Origin of the sequence: Streptomyces sp. NPDC014676 (assembly GCF_043084105.1) — a bacterium.
In the GTDB taxonomy this organism is placed as follows: Bacteria; Actinomycetota; Actinomycetes; order Streptomycetales; family Streptomycetaceae; genus Streptomyces.
In genome coordinates this window covers 16,058-31,899 of record NZ_JBIBZI010000002.1, presented here as the reverse complement: position 1 = coordinate 31,899, position 15,842 = coordinate 16,058, and the positions used below count along the sequence as shown (strand labels likewise).

The following is a 15,842-nucleotide window of genomic DNA, read 5'->3' as shown; positions in this document are numbered from 1 at the left end:
ACCCGGGCGCCGTTGCCCGATTCCGGTCGGTTTGCCGGGGGTTCGGGTGCGTGGGGTTCGAGTTGTCGAACGGATCACGGATGCCGGTGCGGCCGCGCTTTACCAAAACTTGGTAATCGCGGCCGCTGTTACTGCGAGTAAGTCGCGGGCGTGAATCTGTCGGAATCTGTCCATCGATCAACGGTTTTGTACGGCACGTGCGGTGAACCCAGCGTCGCCGCGCGGCGCCGTCGGGTCGTTGCGGGGTTACCCGGCCGTTACCAGCGAGTAACGAAGCCCCTTGTGCCGACGGCGAGAATGGACCACGATCGGCGACGCTCGGTCCATTGCCCGTATCCCGACAGCCGGTCGGGCCGCGGGAGCTCCTGGGTCCCCACCGAGCAGAACCGGCGGCAGTGACGCCGGTTCTCGGACAGGGGGGTCTTCGCTCACCCGGCGAAGCCTGTCCAGCAGGGTTGTGCGTGATGCGTGTCAGGCGCGACCAGTGGTTGTCGCTCGGGGGTGATCGCCGGTGATCGGGCGCGTCGTACGCGCCGCCGAGCTCGGGCGCTCTCCTTCCCGAGGACGTAGCACTTCTCCCATCCCTGCCCGGCCGGGCCGCCGTTCACGGCGACGGGCCGGAGCAGGAGATGTACGTCCGAGAAGGAGGAAATATGGAGTCCCAAGTGCGTGGCGGGACCAGATGGAAGCGGTTCGCTGTGGTCATGGTGCCCAGCGTGCTCGCGACGGCGGCGGTGGGCGTCGGGTTGGCGCAGGGCGCTCTCGCGGCGTCGTTCAGTGTGTCCGGCCAGCAGTTCAAGGTGACGGCCGGTCACCTGCACGGTGAGGGTTTCGCCCAGTACGGCGGAATCGACACCGTCTACACGTCGACCGATGGTGAAAAGCAGACGCAGGTTCCGGTCGCCATCTCGTCGTTCACCGACGCGACGATCACCAAGATGTGCCAGTCGGTGGCGACGAAGATCCCGGTCATCAACAAGACGATCTACCTTCGTCTTGACGCGGGCAGGGACAAGGACAAGCCGGTCACGGCCAAGAACCTCTACATCGACGTCGCCCAGCTCGACGCCGATGCGACGTTCAACAACATCGACATCGGTGTTGCGGTCAAGAACAAGAGCCGCGGCCCTGCCGTCAAGGAGGGTGAGAGCGTGCTGCCGGGCGGCTTCGCCCAGCAGGCCGAGTCGGCCGACCTCTACGGCGTCGAGCAGACGGCGTGGGCGACCACGGCCGGCACGTTCACGCTGAACGGCCTGTCGATGCGTCTCGGCACGGACGCCAAGATGGAGTGCTACTAGACGGCTTCCGTCACCGGGGTGTCCCGGGGCGGCTGAGCTGCCCCGAGGGGCGGAGAGGCCATCGCTTCTCCGCCCCGCCGCCCGGCCGGTCCGCGTGCCGGACCACCCCACAGACCCACACTTCCGGCTTCTCCACGCCTACGGCCGAGCCGGTACGTACTTCCACCGGACCCAGGGAGCTTTTTCCATGAGTGCCGAGACTCCGGTCCAGAGCGCCGGGACCTTCACCCGGCTGCGTCTGCGATTCCGCGACTGGCGGGGCACCCGGCCGTTCTGGGCCGGTCTGTTCACGCTGCTGGGCGGCATCCCCATCGCGTACTTCCCCTACGCCACGCTCAAGCTGGGCCACATGTCGCTCGCCATGGCGACGACGGCCGGCGCCGGGTCGCTGATCATCGGCGTGCTGCTGTTCACGCTGGGCCTGACCATGTGGTTCCAGTCGGCCACCCGGGTCTTCGCCGGTGTCGCCGCGATCCTGCTGGCCCTGGTGTCCCTGGTGGTCTCCAACATAGGCGGCTTCCTGATCGGCTTCCTGCTCGCGCTGATCGGCGGGGCGCTCGCCCTCTCCTGGGCGCCGGGCGAGCCGCCGGTCGAGGCGGCGGGGGAGCACGACGGCGCCGACGCGCCCACGGGTGAGGCGGCACCGGACGGCACGCCCCAGGACCCCGCCGTAGCGCCGCAGTTCCCGGCCGTCTCCTTCGAGAAGGGGGAAGACGGTGAGGCGGACGGCGTCCGGGCCGCAGGGGGGCACCGTGTCGGCTGACGAGGTGCGCGGGCCGCGGCACGCGGCCCCGAAGAAGCCGCTGTTCACCAGGTTCCACGTGCCGAGTGGCAAGGCGATCGCCCTGGCGGCGATGCCCACGGCGGTCCTCATGGGGATGGGGTTCACGCCGACGCTGGCCCTCGCCGACAACAACGACGGGACGCCGACGGCGAACAGCCTGACCGTCGACGAGTACCAGGCCTGCCTGGAGATCGTCGAGAACGCCGGGAAGGACGACGCCTCCGCGTCGCCCACGCCGTCCGCGTCGGCGAGCGAGAGCGCGTCCGCGGACGAGGAGCCCTCGGCGGAGACCTCCGGTGAGCAGAAGGCCCCCGAGGCGGACAAGGGCACGGACAAGGACACGTCCTCTTCGTCGGATTCAGGTTCCGACGACAAGGACGAGCCGGCGCCCGCCCCCTCGGCCTCCGCCCCCGCCGCAGAGGACACGGCCGAGCCCGAGCCGGAGCCCTCCAGAACCGACCGCAACCTCCTTGAGGGCCTCGGAGACGCCCTCAAGGACGTCCTCACCCCGAAGGAGAAGGAGGCCGAGGCGAGCCCCACCCCGTCCGCCTCCGCCACGGAGGACGAGGCAAGGAGCGCGGCAGAAACCGCCGAGGAGACCACCGAGAAGGTCACCGAAGCGGCGAAGGACACCGCCGAGGACACCGGCGACAAGGCCTCGGAGACCGCCGAGGACACCAAGGAGACGGCCGAGGAAGCCACAGAGGAGACCCCCGCGGCCCCCGAGGCCACCGCCACCGCCACCGCCTCCCCCACCCCCTCCGCGTCGGCCACGGTCGACCCCGAGGACTGCCCGGTCGCCACCGACGCCGAGGGAGGCGTCGACAACGAGCTCCTGCTGCCCGACGACCCCTGGACCCTCAACGCCAGCTCGCTGCTGCTGAAGGGCGCCTCGTACAAGGGCATCGTCGAGGTGCGGACGGCCAGCGGCGCCACCAAGAGGGTGCTGAAGTACGTCATCTCCGACGGCACCGACATCGGCGACCTGCACCAGACGGTCAAGGACAAGCAGTCCGGCGCGACCCACCACGTGCAGGCGGCCAAGGGGTCGACGTCCACCATCCGCGACGGCGACACCGTGATGTACACCGAGAGCATCTCCGGCAACCTGCTCGGACTGATCCCGATCACGTTCGACCCGGAGCACCCGCCGCCGCTCGACATCCCGCTGATCTACTTCACCAAGGTGACGGTGAAGCAGGCCGGTCAGTTCGGCGGCACCCTGCACGTCCCCGGGCTCCAGCAGTACATCACCACCGGCTGAACGCCGCCGAGAACCCCCCCGGGAGCCGCAACAACACCGAGGGCGTCCCCTGTGAGACCACAGGGGGCGCCCTCGGTGCCGTACAGGACCCTTTACGGTCAGCCGGTCGCCTCGCCCAGGTGGTGGACGCGGACCATGTTGGTGGTGCCGGGGACGCCGGGGGGCGAGCCGGCCGTGATGATCACGATGTCGCCCTCGCTGAAGCGGTTCAGCTTGAGCAGCTCCTGCTCCACCAGCTCGACCATCTCGTCGGTGCTGTTCACGAACGGCGCGACGTACGGCTCCACGCCCCAGCTCAGCGCGAGCTGGTTGCGGGTGGACTCGTCCGTGGTGAACGCCAGGATCGGCTGGGTGGCGCGGTAGCGGCTCAGCCGCCGGGCCGTGTCACCGGACTGGGTGAAGGCCACCAGGCCCTTGCCGCCGAGGAAGTCGGCGATCTCGCAGGCCGCGCGGGCCACCGAACCGCCCTGGGTGCGCGGCTTCTTGCCCGGCACCAGCGGCTGCAGGCCCTTGGAGAGCAGCTCCTGCTCGGCCGCCTGGACGATCTTCGACATCGTCCGCACGGTCTCGATCGGGTACGCGCCCACGCTCGACTCGGCCGACAGCATGACCGCGTCGGCGCCGTCCAGGATCGCGTTGGCCACGTCGGAGGCCTCGGCGCGGGTCGGCCGGGAGTTGGTGATCATCGACTCCATCATCTGGGTCGCCACGATCACCGGCTTGGCGTTGCGCCGGCAGAGCTCGATCAGGCGCTTCTGCACCATGGGGACCTTCTCGAGCGGGTACTCGACGGCCAGGTCGCCGCGGGCGACCATGACGGCGTCGAAGGCCGCCACGACGTCCTCCATGTTCTCCACCGCCTGCGGCTTCTCCACCTTGGCGATGACGGGGACCCGGCGCCCCTCCTCGTCCATCACGCGGTGGACGTCGGCGACGTCCTTGGCGTCCCGGACGAAGGAGAGCGCGACCAGGTCGCAGCCCATCCGCAGGGCGAAGCGCAGGTCCTCGATGTCCTTCTCGGACAGCGCGGGCACGTTCACCGCCGTGCCGGGCAGGTTGATGCCCTTGTGGTCGGAGATGACACCGCCCTCGATGACGATCGACTTCACGCGGGGGCCGTCGACCTCGGTGACCTTCAGCTCGACGTTGCCGTCGTTGATCAGGATCTGGTCGCCCTTGGCCACGTCACCGGGCAGGCCCTTGTAGGTCGTTCCGCAGATCGTCTTGTCGCCCGGGACGTCCTCGGTGGTGATGGTGAACTCGTCACCGCGCACCAGCTCGACGGGCCCCTCGGCGAAGGTCTCCAGGCGGATCTTCGGGCCCTGGAGGTCGGCGAGGACGCCGATGGCCCTGCCCGTCTCCTTGGCGGCGGCACGGACCCGGTCGTACCGGCCCTGGTGCTCGGCGTGCGAGCCGTGGCTGAAGTTGAAGCGGGCCACGTTCATGCCGGCTTCGATCAGAGCGACGAGCTGCTCGTGGGAGTCGACCGCGGGGCCGAGAGTACAGACGATTTTCGAACGGCGCATGGGGCGATCCTATCGGTTTGTTTCGCAGCGGAATATTCCGTCTGACGGAAAGTACATATGAGGAAGTCCCTGCTCAGTTGTACTTTCCGACCAGTGCGTATGTCTGCTGAGCGATCTCCATTTCCTCGTCCGTCGGTACCACCGCGACCGCGACCCGCGCGCCCTCGGGCGAGATCAGCCGCGGCCCGCCGCCGCGTACGGCGTTGCGCCCGCCGTCCACCGCCAGGCCCAGCCCCTCCAGGCCCGCCACGGCCGCCTCCCGCACCGGGGCGGCGTTCTCGCCGACCCCGGCGGTGAAGGCCACCGCGTCCACCCGTCCGAGAACGGCGTAATAGGCGCCGATGTACTTCTTCAGACGGTGAATGTAGATGTCGAACGCCAGCTTCGCCTGTTCGTCGCCCTCGTCGATCCGGCGCCGGATCTCCCGCATGTCGTTGTCACCGCAGAGTCCGACCAGACCGCTCTTCTTGTTGAGGAGAGTGTCGATCTCGTCGGCGGACATTCCGCCAACACGCATCAAATGGAAGATGACGGCCGGGTCCATGTCTCCGGACCGCGTACCCATCACGAGCCCCTCCAAGGGCGTCAGCCCCATGGAGGTGTCCACGCAACGACCGCCCCGTACGGCCGAGGCGGACGCCCCGTTGCCCAGGTGCAGCACGATGACGTTCACCTCCTCGGGCGCCTTCCCCAGCAGCTTCGCGGTCTCCCGGGAGACGTACGCGTGCGAGGTGCCGTGGAAGCCGTAGCGGCGGACGCGGTGCGCGTCGGCGGTCTCGACGTCGATCGCGTAGCGGGCGGCCGACTCCGGCATCGTGGTGTGGAAGGCGGTGTCGAAGACGGCGACCTGCGGCAGGTCCGGGCGCAGTGCCGTGGCGGTGCGGATGCCGGTCAGGTTGGCCGGGTTGTGCAGCGGCGCCACCGGGATCAGCCGCTCGATCTCGGCCAGCACCGGGTCGTCGATCACCGTCGGCTCGGTGAAGCGCTTCCCGCCGTGCACCACCCGGTGGCCGATCGCGGCCAGCTCGGGGGAGTCGAGGCCGAGACCGTCGGCGGCCAGCTCCTCGGCCATCGCCTTCAGCGCGGCGTCGTGGTCGGCGACCGGGCCGGTGCGCTCCCGGGTCCCGCCGCCCGCCGCGAGCGGGGTGTGCCGGACGAGGGAGGTCCGCTCACCGATCCGCTCGACCAGACCGGAGGCCAGCCTGCTGCTGTCGCGCATGTCCAGCAGCTGGTACTTCACCGACGAGGAGCCGGAGTTGAGGACGAGGACGCGGGTGCGGCTCACTGGACGGTCGCCTTCTCGGTCGGGGACTGGGCCTGGATCGCCGTGATGGCGACGGTGTTGACGATGTCCTGCACCAGGGCGCCCCGGGACAGGTCGTTGACCGGCTTGCGCAGCCCCTGGAGCACCGGGCCGACGGCGATGGCGCCGGCCGAGCGCTGCACGGCCTTGTAGGTGTTGTTGCCGGTGTTCAGGTCGGGGAAGACCAGCACCGTCGCCTGCCCGGCCACCTCCGAGCCGGGCAGCTTGGTCGCCGCGACCGACGGCTCCACGGCCGCGTCGTACTGGATCGGCCCCTCGATCCGCAGGTCGGGCCGGCGCGAGCGCACCAGTTCGGTGGCGGCGCGCACCTTGTCGACGTCGGCGCCCGTCCCCGACGTACCGGTCGAGTACGACAGCATCGCGATCCGCGGCTCCACCCCGAACCGCGCCGCCGTGACCGCCGACTGCACCGCGATGTCGGCGAGCTGCTCGGCGTCCGGGTCCGGGTTGACCGCGCAGTCGCCGTAGACCAGCACCTTGTCGGCCAGGCACATGAAGAAGACGGACGACACGATCGAGGCGTCCGGCTTGGTCTTGATGATCTCGAAGGCCGGCCGGATCGTCGCCGCCGTGGAGTGCACCGAGCCCGACACCATGCCGTCGGCGAGGCCCTCCTGCACCATCAGCGTGCCGAAGTAGTTCACGTCGGAGACGACGTCGTAGGCCAGCTCCACGGTGACGCCCCGGTGGGCGCGCAGGGCCGCGTACTGCTCGGCGAAGGAGTCCCGCAGCTCGGAGGTCGCGGGGTCGATCAACTGGGTGTCGCCGAGGTCGATGCCCAGGTCGGCGGCCTTCTTGCGGATCTGGTCGACGTCACCGAGCAGCGTCAGCTCGCACACGCCCCGGCGCAGCAGCACCTCGGCCGCGTGCAGCACCCGCTCCTCGGTGCCCTCGGGGAGCACGACCCGGCGCAGGTCGGAGCGGGCCTGCTCCAGCAGCTTGTGCTCGAACATCATCGGGGTGACGCGGTCGCTGCTCGGCGCGGAGACCCGCTTGGTGAGGCCCGCGGTGTCGGCGTACCGCTCGAACAGGCCGAGCGCCCGCTCCGCCTTGCGCGGGGTGGCCGCGTTCAGCTTGCCCTCCAGGGAGAAGAGCTGCTCGGCGGTGGGGAAACTGGTGCCCGGCACCGACAGCACCGGCGTGCCGGGGGCGAGCCGGTCGGCGAGGGTGAGGATGTGCTCGGCCGGGACCTCGTCCAGGGTGAGCAGCACCCCGGCGATCGGCGGGGTGCCGGCGCTGTGCGCCGCCAGCGCGCCGACGACCAGGTCGGCGCGGTCGCCCGGCGTGACGACGAGGCAGCCCGGGGTCAGGGCGGCGAGGAAGTTCGGCAGCATCGCACCGCCGAACACGAAGTCCAGGGCGTCGCGGGCCAGCCCGGAGTCGTCGCCGAGCACCACCTTCGCGCCGAGGGTGTGCGCGATCTGGGAGACGGTCGGGGCGGACAGCGCCGGCTCGTCCGGCAGCACGTAGCAGGGCACCGGCAGCCGGCCGGCGAGCCGCTCGGCGAGCTCGTCCCGGTCCTCGCGGGCGACCCGGTTGACCACCACGGCGAGCACGTCGCAGCCGAGGGTGTCGTAGGCGCGGTAGGCGTTGGTGGTCTCGGCGCGCACCGACTCGGCGGTCTGCTTGCGGCCGCCGACGACCGGGATCACCGAGGCGCCGAACTCGTTGGCGAGCCGGGCGTTCAGGCTCAGCTCGTCCGGGAACTGGGTGTCGGCGTAGTCGGTGCCGAGGACGAGGACCACGTCGTAGTCGCGGGCGACCCGGTGGAACCGGTCGACGAGGGTCGACACCAGCTCGTCCGTGCCCTGCTCGGCCTGGAGGGCGGACGCCTCGTGGTAGTCCAGACAGTAGACGGTCGCCGGGTCCTGGGAGAGCCGGTACCGGGCGCGCAGCAGCTCGAAGAGGCGGTCGGGCCCGTCGTGCACCAGGGGACGGAAGACGCCCACCCGGTCGACCTGCCGGGTCAGGAGCTCCATGACCCCGAGTTCGACGACCTGGCGGCCGTCGCCGCGGTCGATACCGGTCACGTACACGCTGCGGGTCACGCGCGCTCTCCGTTTCGTCGAGGGCCGCAAGGGTCTTCGGCGGGGCCGCAAAAAATCGCCCACCCAGGTGAGCGGACCCCTCTTGACAATACCTCCGGCGCTGGCTAGGCCGCCCACCCGTACGGCGTCGGCGGCGCCCCGGGGGACGTGAAACAATCGGGACTGGCTCACCGGTATCGACAGCGACCAGGAGACACGGCACGATGCGTATAGGAGTGCTCACCGCAGGCGGCGACTGCCCTGGACTGAACGCAGTGATCCGGTCGGTCGTGCACCGGGCGGTCGACAACTACGGCGACGAGGTCATCGGCTTCGAGGACGGCTACTCGGGCCTGCTCGACGGCCGCTACCGCACGCTCGACCTCGACGCGGTCAGTGGCATCCTGGCCCGCGGCGGCACCATACTGGGCTCCTCCCGGCTGGAGCGCGACCGCCTCCGCGAGGCCTGCGAGAACGCCTCCGACATGATCCGCGACTTCGGCATCGACGCGCTGATCCCGATCGGCGGCGAGGGCACGCTCACCGCGGCGCACATGCTGTCGGACGCGGGCCTGCCGGTGGTCGGCGTCCCGAAGACGATCGACAACGACATCTCCTCCACCGACCGCACCTTCGGCTTCGACACGGCGGTCGGTGTCGCCACGGAGGCGATGGACCGCCTCAAGACCACCGCCGAGTCCCACCAGCGCGTGATGGTCGTCGAGGTCATGGGCCGGCACGCGGGCTGGATCGCCCTGGAGTCCGGCATGGCCGCCGGCGCCCACGGCATCTGCCTGCCCGAGCGCCCCTTCGACCCGGCCCAGTTGGTCAAGATGGTCGAGGAACGCTTCGCCCGCGGCAAGAAGTTCGCGGTGATCTGCGTCGCCGAGGGCGCGCACCCGGCCGACGGCACCATGGACTACGGCAAGGGCGAGATCGACAAGTTCGGCCACGAGCGCTTCCAGGGCATCGGTACGGCCCTGGCGTACGAGCTGGAGCGCCGGCTCGGCAAGGAGTCCAAGCCGGTCATCCTCGGCCACGTCCAGCGCGGCGGCGTGCCGACGGCGTACGACCGCGTCCTCGCGACCCGCTTCGGCTGGCACGCGGTGGAGGCGGCGCACCGGGGGGACTTCGGCAAGATGACGTCCCTGCGGGGGACCGACATCGTGATGGTGCCGCTGGCGGAGGCGGTCACCGAACTGAAGACGGTCCCGAAGGACCGGATGGACGAGGCGGAGTCGGTTTTTTAGGCGGGTACGGCACGAGGGCCACCCCCGCCCCGCCGAGCGAACGCTGCCGCCGAACCCGCCGGACGGCTGCTCAGGCCTCCGTGCCGACAGCGTGATGGGACTGTTTCTCCCGGCGACACACCGTATGAGCGGCGTCATGCCGGGAGAAACTGTCCAATCACCGAACGGTGACAGGGGGCACCCGTGCTCACTCACACCGTGATGATGTTGATCGAGGGCCGGCTCGGTGGGTGCGGAGCGGCGGCCCTACTGCCCCGAGCGCCGTACCTCGAGCGGCGTGAGATGTGAGAGCGGACAGCGCCACGTGAACATCATGACGGCCCGGACCATCAGCACCCGTCGGCTGGACCTGCTGCCGCTGCACGTCGAGCACGCCGAGGAGATGGCCGCGGTGCTGTCCGATCCCGCCCTGCACACCTTCATCGGCGGCACTCCGGACACGGCCCAGGCCCTGCGGTCGCGTTACCAGCGCATGACCGCGGGTTCCCCCGACCCGGCCGTGGCCTGGCTGAACTGGGTGATCCGGCTGCGTGACGAGTCCTGCCTGACGGGCACCGTCCAGGCGACGATCAGCCTCGACGGTCACGGCGCCGTCGCGGAGATCGCCTGGGTGGTGGGAACCCCGTGGCAGGGAAGAGGCATCGCCACCGAAGCGGCCCGAGGACTCGCCGGCTGGCTCGGCCGGCCCCCGGTGCACGCCATCATCGCGCACGTCCACCCTGAACACCGAGCCTCCGCTGCCGTCGCCGCAGCCGCCGGACTCACGCCCACCGACGAATGGCACGACGGCGAGATCCGATGGCACCGGAGCGTCAGGCCGTGACTGCGGCAGTCCGTAGATCGTGACGGTTGCTCATGCGGAAAGCAGTTGGCACTCATTTCCGCAGATGGGTGATCTCACGGTCCGCGCCGGCCTTGATCCGGACCTTTGCTGCTTTCGGCCACAGTGTCTCTTCGTCGACTCCCCACGCCTGACGTGCGGGATCAGGCCGACGCCCTCGCCTACTCGCCTAGAGGAGGTGGTCGGCCTTGCCGGACTTGATGTCGCGGATGAGGGTGCGGAGGGCTTCGCGGGTGTCGGTGAGGTAGCGGTCCTCCTGGCCGGCGACGGCGATGTAGGCGTTGCCTTGGGGGTCGGTGCCTATGCGGAAGCAGTTGGCGCCCTCTCCGCAGAACGGTTCTTCCCAGCTGATGTCGTTCATGGGGTCTCTCCTAGAGATCGTGTGCCAGGGCGTGGATGAAGTCGCGTGAGGCGGGCGGGGTGAGGGCAATCCCCTGCGCGGCATCCAGTTGGGCGCGGTACTTGGCGAGTTGAGCTTCGTTGTCGATGAACTCCGGGCCGTGGGTGCTGTCGAGCTCCACGGTGTCGAGACGGGGAACAGCTGCAACGGCGTAGATGACGGACTGTCCGGCTCCTGGGAAGCCGCCTGCCTTGAACGGGATGACTCGAAGGGTCACGTTTTCGCGCTCGGACATGTGCAGCAGGTGCTCCAACTGTCGTCGTGCGACCGCAGGACCGCCGAACTCCATGCGGAGGGCGGCCTCGTGGAGGATCACGTCGAGTGTCGGCGGGCTCGGACGATCGAGCACCTGGTGCCGGTCGATCCGGTGGGCGACGCGGACGTCGATGTCTTCCGACGGCAGGCGGGGGATCACGGCCTCGAAGACAGCGCGGGCGTGGTCCTCGGTCTGGAGCAGCCCTGGTAGGTGCATGGCTACGGCGATACGTAGCCGGGTGGCGTGCCACTCCATCTCGGCGATGTCCAGAAAACCGTCCCGGAGTTGCCCCCGATACGCCTCCCACCAGCCCTTCTCGCGCCCGGTGGCCATGGCGGCGAGAGCCTCGACGAGGGACTGGTCCGTGCAGCCGTAGTTTCCCGCGAGGGTGCGTACGCGTTCCGCGCTGATGCCGGAGCGCCCGGACTCCATGTTGGGCACATTCGTACGCGGGACGTTCAGCAGGGCGGCGGCGTGCTCCGTGGTCATCCCGGCCGCGACGCGCAACTTGCGCAACTCGGAACCGAGTCGTCGCTGACGCTCCGTAGGAGCGCTCCTCGGCGGCATTCGTCCTCCCGTTCAGCGGTGTGACGGGGACAGTCTGCCGTTGGTGTGACGAGTCGGTCCACCAGGGACTTCGGTGGAGAGTAGTACACGTACTCCGAGATTGCTCTACAGTCAGTGATGAGCCGCTTACGGTCCGACGCCGTTGGAAGTGCATCGCGCGAGCCTGCCCGTGTACTCCTTCCCTGGGAGAGGGCTGGCCCGTGCCAGGGAGACAGGCCACCACTGGTCGGGGTGTCGGCGCGTCATCGAATATCCGAAGCGAACAAGGGAGTTGCCCATGACCGTGTCCGCAGCCGGGGCCGTCTTCACCTGTCCCGTATTCGCCGAGAAGGTGGACTTCGCGCCACCCTCGCTCGGTGCGCTCTCGTACAGCCTCACGCTGCCCGCCGAGCCGGTCGGCTCGCGGATCGCGCGGGTCGCGACGCGGGCCGTGCTTCAAGGGCACGGGCTGGAGGACATGGCGGACGCGGTGGTGCAGGTGGTGGGGGAACTCATCGCCTGTGTCTGCCGGTTCACGCCCAGGGGTGAGGTGTACGTGTCGCTGCGGTACCGGGAGGGGGCGCTGCGGGTGGTGCTCTACGACGGGCACCGACGGCACGAGCACCCTCGGCTGGGCGAGGCCTGCGATGCGCGAAGGCGGGCGGCGCTGCGGGTGCTGGGGTGCGTGGTGCGGGAGTGCGGCGGGGAGTGGGGGGTCGGGGAGGCGCGGGAGCCCGGGGGCGGGACGCGGATGTGGGCGGTGGTGCCTTGGCGGGGGGCCCGGGGGTATGTGGGGGTGGGGTAAGGGCCTAGGGAGTCAGTCGAGTAGTTCGGCGGCGCGGGTACGGGCCTGGTTGGCTTCAGTGGGGGCGTTGGCACGGGTGTAGGCATCGACGGCCTGGAGCCAGGCGGTGCGGGCCTCGGCGGGGCGGTGGGCGTCCTCGTAAGTGAGGGCCAGGCTGTGGAGGGTCTGTCCCTCGCCGTACCAGTCCTCGTACTCCCGGCAGATCTCCAGATCCTTGCCGTACGCCTCGATCGCCTCCTCCCTCCGGCCCGCATCCTGCAGTGCGCTACCGAGGTTGTGCCACGCCCTACCCTCGCCGTGGCGGTCTCCTGTGGCCTGGTACAGGTCGCGGGCCCGGCTGTGGGCGTCGATCGCCTCCTCCTCCCGGCCCGCCTCCCCCAGTGCGGTGCCGAGGCTGTCCCACGCCATGGCCTCGCCGTGGCGATCCCCGATGGACTGATACAGGTAGCGGGCCCGGGTGAGGGCGTCGATCGCCTCCTCCTCCCGGCCCGCCGCTTGCAGGGTGCTGCCGAGGTTGCCCCACCCGACGGCCTCGCAGTGGCGGTCTCCTGTGGCCTGGTACAGGTCGCGGGCCCGGCTGTGGGCGTCGATCGCCTCCTCCTCCCGGCCCGTTTGCCGCAGGGCGTTGCCGAGGTGGTTCCATGCCCTGGCCTCGTCCAACCGGCCCCCGGCAAGCTGTGCCACCTCTCGCGAGGCTTCCGCGACGGCGATCCAGTCGTCGAAATGCCGCCGCCAGGCCAGGTATTCCCCCAGACACAAGGCCAGTCGCACCGCCGCACTCGCGAACCGCTCCTCCCGTGCCCACCCCACCGCCGCCACCAGACCCACACGCTCGCCGTCCAGCCACGCCAATGCCTGCCCCCGGTCCCCGAACCGCTCCGGCTCCGCCATCCCCGGCCGCCACCGCAACCGGTCATCGGCAGCGTCCGCCCACCGCAGGTAGAACTCCAGCACCCGCTCCCGCGCCGCCTCCCCCTCCTCCCGCAAGCCCGCGTCCGCCGCCACACCCGCCCCGAACACCCGCACCAAGTCATGCAACCGCCACCGCACAGCGGAAGTCGTCCCGTCGCCGCTCCCCACTGGCGTGACGAGATGTCTGGCGGCCAGATCTTCCAGCAGCGACAGCACGGACTCGGTGTTGAGGTCGGCAAGAGCGGCGATCGCCTCCGTGCCGGTCTCCGCACCGGGCGCGAGGCAGAGCAGGCGCAACAGTCGGGCCTGATCGGGCGGCAACCGGCGATGGGAGGTCTCCAGAACAGGCCGTAGGACGAGTGAGCGTCCATAAAGGTCGGTTCCGGGACTGCCGCGGTCGAGGACGGCGGTTGCGTCCTCGGCTTCCCGGATCTCGGCCACCAGAGAGGCGATGCCCCGGTGGCGCCGGCGGCGCAGCATCCCCGCCGCGATCTGGAGGGCCAGGGGTAAGTGACCGCAAAGATCAGCCAGCTCGCACAACGCGTCAGGTTCACGTGCTGGGCGGTCGTCCCGTTCGTCGGTGTCGTGCAGGGCACGGGTCAGAAGGGCGACGGAGTCGGCCGGGGTGAGGGCTTCCAAGTCGATCAGGCGTACCGGAAGGGCGTCGGGGCGGTCCCGGGAGGTGATGAGTACCCGGTGGTGGTCCGTGCCGGGCAGGAGGGGCAGGTACTGGGACGGGTCCGAGGCGTTGTCCAGGATCAGCAGCATCCTGTCCCGTCGTTCGGCGAGGAGCGCGCGGTACGCGTCGTACTGGCGGTCCGTCGTCGGTGGCAGATCCCCGTCCCGTACGCCGAGCGCGTCGAGCAACGCCAGGACCGCCTGATCGGCCGTGACCGGGTCCTCGTCGTATCCGCGCAGGTCCACGAAGAGCGTTCCGCCCGGGAACCAGCCCTGCGCACGGGCCCGGTGTGCCGTCTCCACGGCCAGTGCGGTCTTGCCGACGCCGCCCATCCCCGTGACGGCGAAGATGAGGAGCGGGAGTGCAGCCGTGTCGTTCTCGTTGGGGGAGAGGTGCGGGAGCAGACGGTCCAGCTCCGCCGATCGACCGGTGAAGCCCAGGGGGCGGGGTGGGAGGGTGGCGGTCGCTCGTGGGACCGGGCCGTGGACGGTCCCCCTACCGCCGTCCTCCGCTCTGCTTGCCGGTGACCGGGCCGTAGAAGGTGCCGTCCCGGAAGTCGATGTGGTCCCCGCCGTACGTCGCTCCGCCGTCCCCGTGCCGATGGGGACGCTCCTCGGAGTCGGAGGAACCCTCGCGGGGCCGGTGCTTGTGCAGCACCGCCACCGTCACCGCAGCGGCCTGCTCGGCGGCGCGCTTCTGCGAACCCGAGGCGTCGGCCTTGTGCTTCTCGGCGTCGGCCCGGTCGCTGATGCCCCGGATCACCAGGGCGTTCAACTGGCCGTTCAGGTGGGCTGCCAGGAGTGCTCCGGAGCCCTCCATCTCGATCGCGCCCGCGTCGTTGTAGTTCTTGCGAATGAACCGGGCGATCTCGGACTTGGCGTCCGCCAGGACGACGTCGCCCGTGGCGATCGGCAGGAAGTGCGCCCGCACGTCGGGCATGTCCCGCGCGGCGGAGCGGGCCGCCTGTTCGAGTGCGAGCGAGCCAGGCAGGGCCTTCGGCCGGACCTGGAAACCCTCCGGCGTCTGCTTGCCGCCGTGGATCTCGTACACCTGCGTGCCCACGACGACGTCGCCGATCTCGATGTCGTCCTTCAGACTGCCGGCGACACCGACGAAGAACACGGCCTCGGGGCGCAGCCAGTTGATGAGCTGGGTGGTGAGGGCGGCGGCCCGGTCGGCGCCCATGCCCAGCTCGGCGAGGGCGACGTGCCAGGAAGTGCCGGGGAGCCGGCCCTTCTCGACCCGGGTCCCGTCACGGTGCACCAGCTCCTCCCGCTCCTCGACGTGCGCGCGAACAGCGGTGTATTCGAGGGGGAGTGCGGTCAGGACCAGAACTGTGGGCCGGGTCTCCTGCATAGTCATAAGTTACAACCGGGGGAAGGGAATCGGGTGCCGGAACAGGACCTCACCGTCGGGCAGTTGCTGCTCGCCGAGTACCAGACCGTGAAGGACGAGCAGAAGGCGAGGATCGGGTTCCGGGACAACCTCCTCTACGTGACGCTGGCCGTCGTGGCCGCCGTCATCGCCGCCGCGGCCCAGGCGAAACAGCCCTCGATGCTTCTGGCGCTGCCGCCGGTGTGCGTCGTCCTCGGATGGACCTACCTCGTCAACGACGAGAAGATCTCGGCCATCGGCCGCTACGTCCGGGACGATCTGGGACCCCGGCTGGCCGCCCTCGCGGCGCACGGGAGCGGCTTCACGACGTTCGGGTGGGAGGCGTACCACCGGAGCGACACCCGGCGCCGGTCCCGCAAGAGGATCCAGACCGTGATCGACCTGACGGCGTTCTGCGCGGTCCCGCTGGCCGCCCTGGTCGTGTTCTGGGTGAACGGCGACGGCGGCGGGCTGATGGTCACGCTGTCGATGCTGGAGGCGCTCGCCGTGGCGGGGCTCGGCTCGCAGGTCGTGTGGTACGCGAGGGCGGCATGAA

Annotated in this window: 14 protein-coding genes; 7 read left to right on the top strand and 7 right to left on the bottom strand. The window is 70.1% G+C overall.

Annotated elements, in window-relative coordinates:
• Positions 1-653: 653 nt before the first annotated feature.
• The 3 genes from ACF1DX_RS04430 to ACF1DX_RS04420 all read left to right on the top strand — a co-directional run bounded on the left by ACF1DX_RS04430 (position 654) and on the right by ACF1DX_RS04420 (position 3,346).
• A complete protein-coding gene (locus tag ACF1DX_RS04430; RefSeq protein WP_030860535.1) occupies positions 654-1,298 on the top strand; it encodes a DUF6230 family protein in 645 nt (214 codons plus the stop codon).
• A 187-nt stretch (positions 1,299-1,485) separates the two neighbouring features.
• Entirely contained in the window at positions 1,486-2,061 is a 576-nt protein-coding gene (locus ACF1DX_RS04425; protein ID WP_391789761.1) for a DUF6114 domain-containing protein, read from the top strand.
• On the top strand, positions 2,051-3,346 hold the full coding sequence (locus tag ACF1DX_RS04420) for a hypothetical protein (protein WP_391789760.1): 1,296 nt from the start codon (positions 2,051-2,053) through the stop codon (positions 3,344-3,346). The genes ACF1DX_RS04425 and ACF1DX_RS04420 overlap by 11 nt, the downstream gene beginning before the upstream one ends.
• 98 nt (positions 3,347-3,444) lie before the next feature.
• On the opposite strand, the gene pyk is transcribed toward ACF1DX_RS04420, so the two are convergent.
• The 3 genes from pyk to pta form a co-directional block, all read right to left on the bottom strand.
• Entirely contained in the window at positions 3,445-4,872 is a 1,428-nt protein-coding gene (pyk, locus tag ACF1DX_RS04415) for a pyruvate kinase (protein ID WP_391789759.1), read from the bottom strand.
• Positions 4,873-4,945: 73 nt separating this feature from the next.
• On the bottom strand, positions 4,946-6,157 hold the full coding sequence (locus ACF1DX_RS04410; RefSeq protein WP_391789758.1) for an acetate kinase: 1,212 nt from the start codon (positions 6,155-6,157) through the stop codon (positions 4,946-4,948).
• Positions 6,154-8,244: a phosphate acetyltransferase gene (gene pta / locus ACF1DX_RS04405; protein ID WP_391789757.1), complete on the bottom strand. Its 2,091-nt coding sequence runs from the start codon at positions 8,242-8,244 to the stop codon at positions 6,154-6,156. Before pta ends, ACF1DX_RS04410 begins: the two co-directional genes overlap by 4 nt.
• 203 nt (positions 8,245-8,447) lie before the next feature.
• Here pta and ACF1DX_RS04400 point away from each other — a divergent pair, with 203 nt between their 5' ends.
• Together ACF1DX_RS04400 and ACF1DX_RS04395 are read left to right on the top strand one after the other, a co-directional pair.
• Positions 8,448-9,473 carry an ATP-dependent 6-phosphofructokinase gene (locus ACF1DX_RS04400; protein WP_030860548.1) on the top strand — a complete coding sequence of 342 codons (1,026 nt, stop codon included), beginning with the start codon at positions 8,448-8,450 and terminating at the stop codon, positions 9,471-9,473.
• Positions 9,474-9,786: 313 nt separating this feature from the next.
• On the top strand, positions 9,787-10,296 hold the full coding sequence (locus ACF1DX_RS04395) for a GNAT family N-acetyltransferase (RefSeq protein WP_391790445.1): 510 nt from the start codon (positions 9,787-9,789) through the stop codon (positions 10,294-10,296).
• 187 nt (positions 10,297-10,483) lie between these two features.
• On the opposite strand, the gene ACF1DX_RS04390 is transcribed toward ACF1DX_RS04395, so the two are convergent.
• Together ACF1DX_RS04390 and ACF1DX_RS04385 are read right to left on the bottom strand one after the other, a co-directional pair.
• On the bottom strand, positions 10,484-10,675 hold the full coding sequence (locus tag ACF1DX_RS04390; protein ID WP_391789756.1) for a hypothetical protein: 192 nt from the start codon (positions 10,673-10,675) through the stop codon (positions 10,484-10,486).
• Positions 10,676-10,685: 10 nt separating this feature from the next.
• Positions 10,686-11,486 (bottom strand): helix-turn-helix domain-containing protein, encoded by an 801-nt coding sequence (locus ACF1DX_RS04385; protein WP_391789755.1) that lies wholly within the window; start codon positions 11,484-11,486, stop codon positions 10,686-10,688.
• A gap of 328 nt (positions 11,487-11,814) precedes the next feature.
• Between ACF1DX_RS04385 and ACF1DX_RS04380 the strand changes: the two genes are divergently transcribed.
• The gene (locus ACF1DX_RS04380; protein ID WP_391789754.1) at positions 11,815-12,321 is read left to right on the top strand and encodes an ATP-binding protein; all 507 of its coding nucleotides are present in this window, start codon (positions 11,815-11,817) and stop codon (positions 12,319-12,321) included.
• 12 nt (positions 12,322-12,333) lie between these two features.
• On the opposite strand, the gene ACF1DX_RS04375 is transcribed toward ACF1DX_RS04380, so the two are convergent.
• Complete coding sequence (locus tag ACF1DX_RS04375; protein WP_391790444.1) at positions 12,334-14,316, bottom strand: ATP-binding protein; 1,983 nt, start codon at positions 14,314-14,316, stop codon at positions 12,334-12,336.
• Positions 14,317-14,407: 91 nt separating this feature from the next.
• Positions 14,408-15,274, bottom strand: a complete 867-nt coding sequence (locus ACF1DX_RS04370; RefSeq protein ID WP_391789753.1) for a nucleosidase — start codon at positions 15,272-15,274, stop codon at positions 14,408-14,410.
• Between the two features lie 27 nt (positions 15,275-15,301).
• On the opposite strand from ACF1DX_RS04370, the gene ACF1DX_RS04365 reads away from it, so the two are divergent.
• Entirely contained in the window at positions 15,302-15,841 is a 540-nt protein-coding gene (locus ACF1DX_RS04365; protein ID WP_391789752.1) for a hypothetical protein, read from the top strand.
• Position 15,842 lies beyond the last annotated feature (1 nt).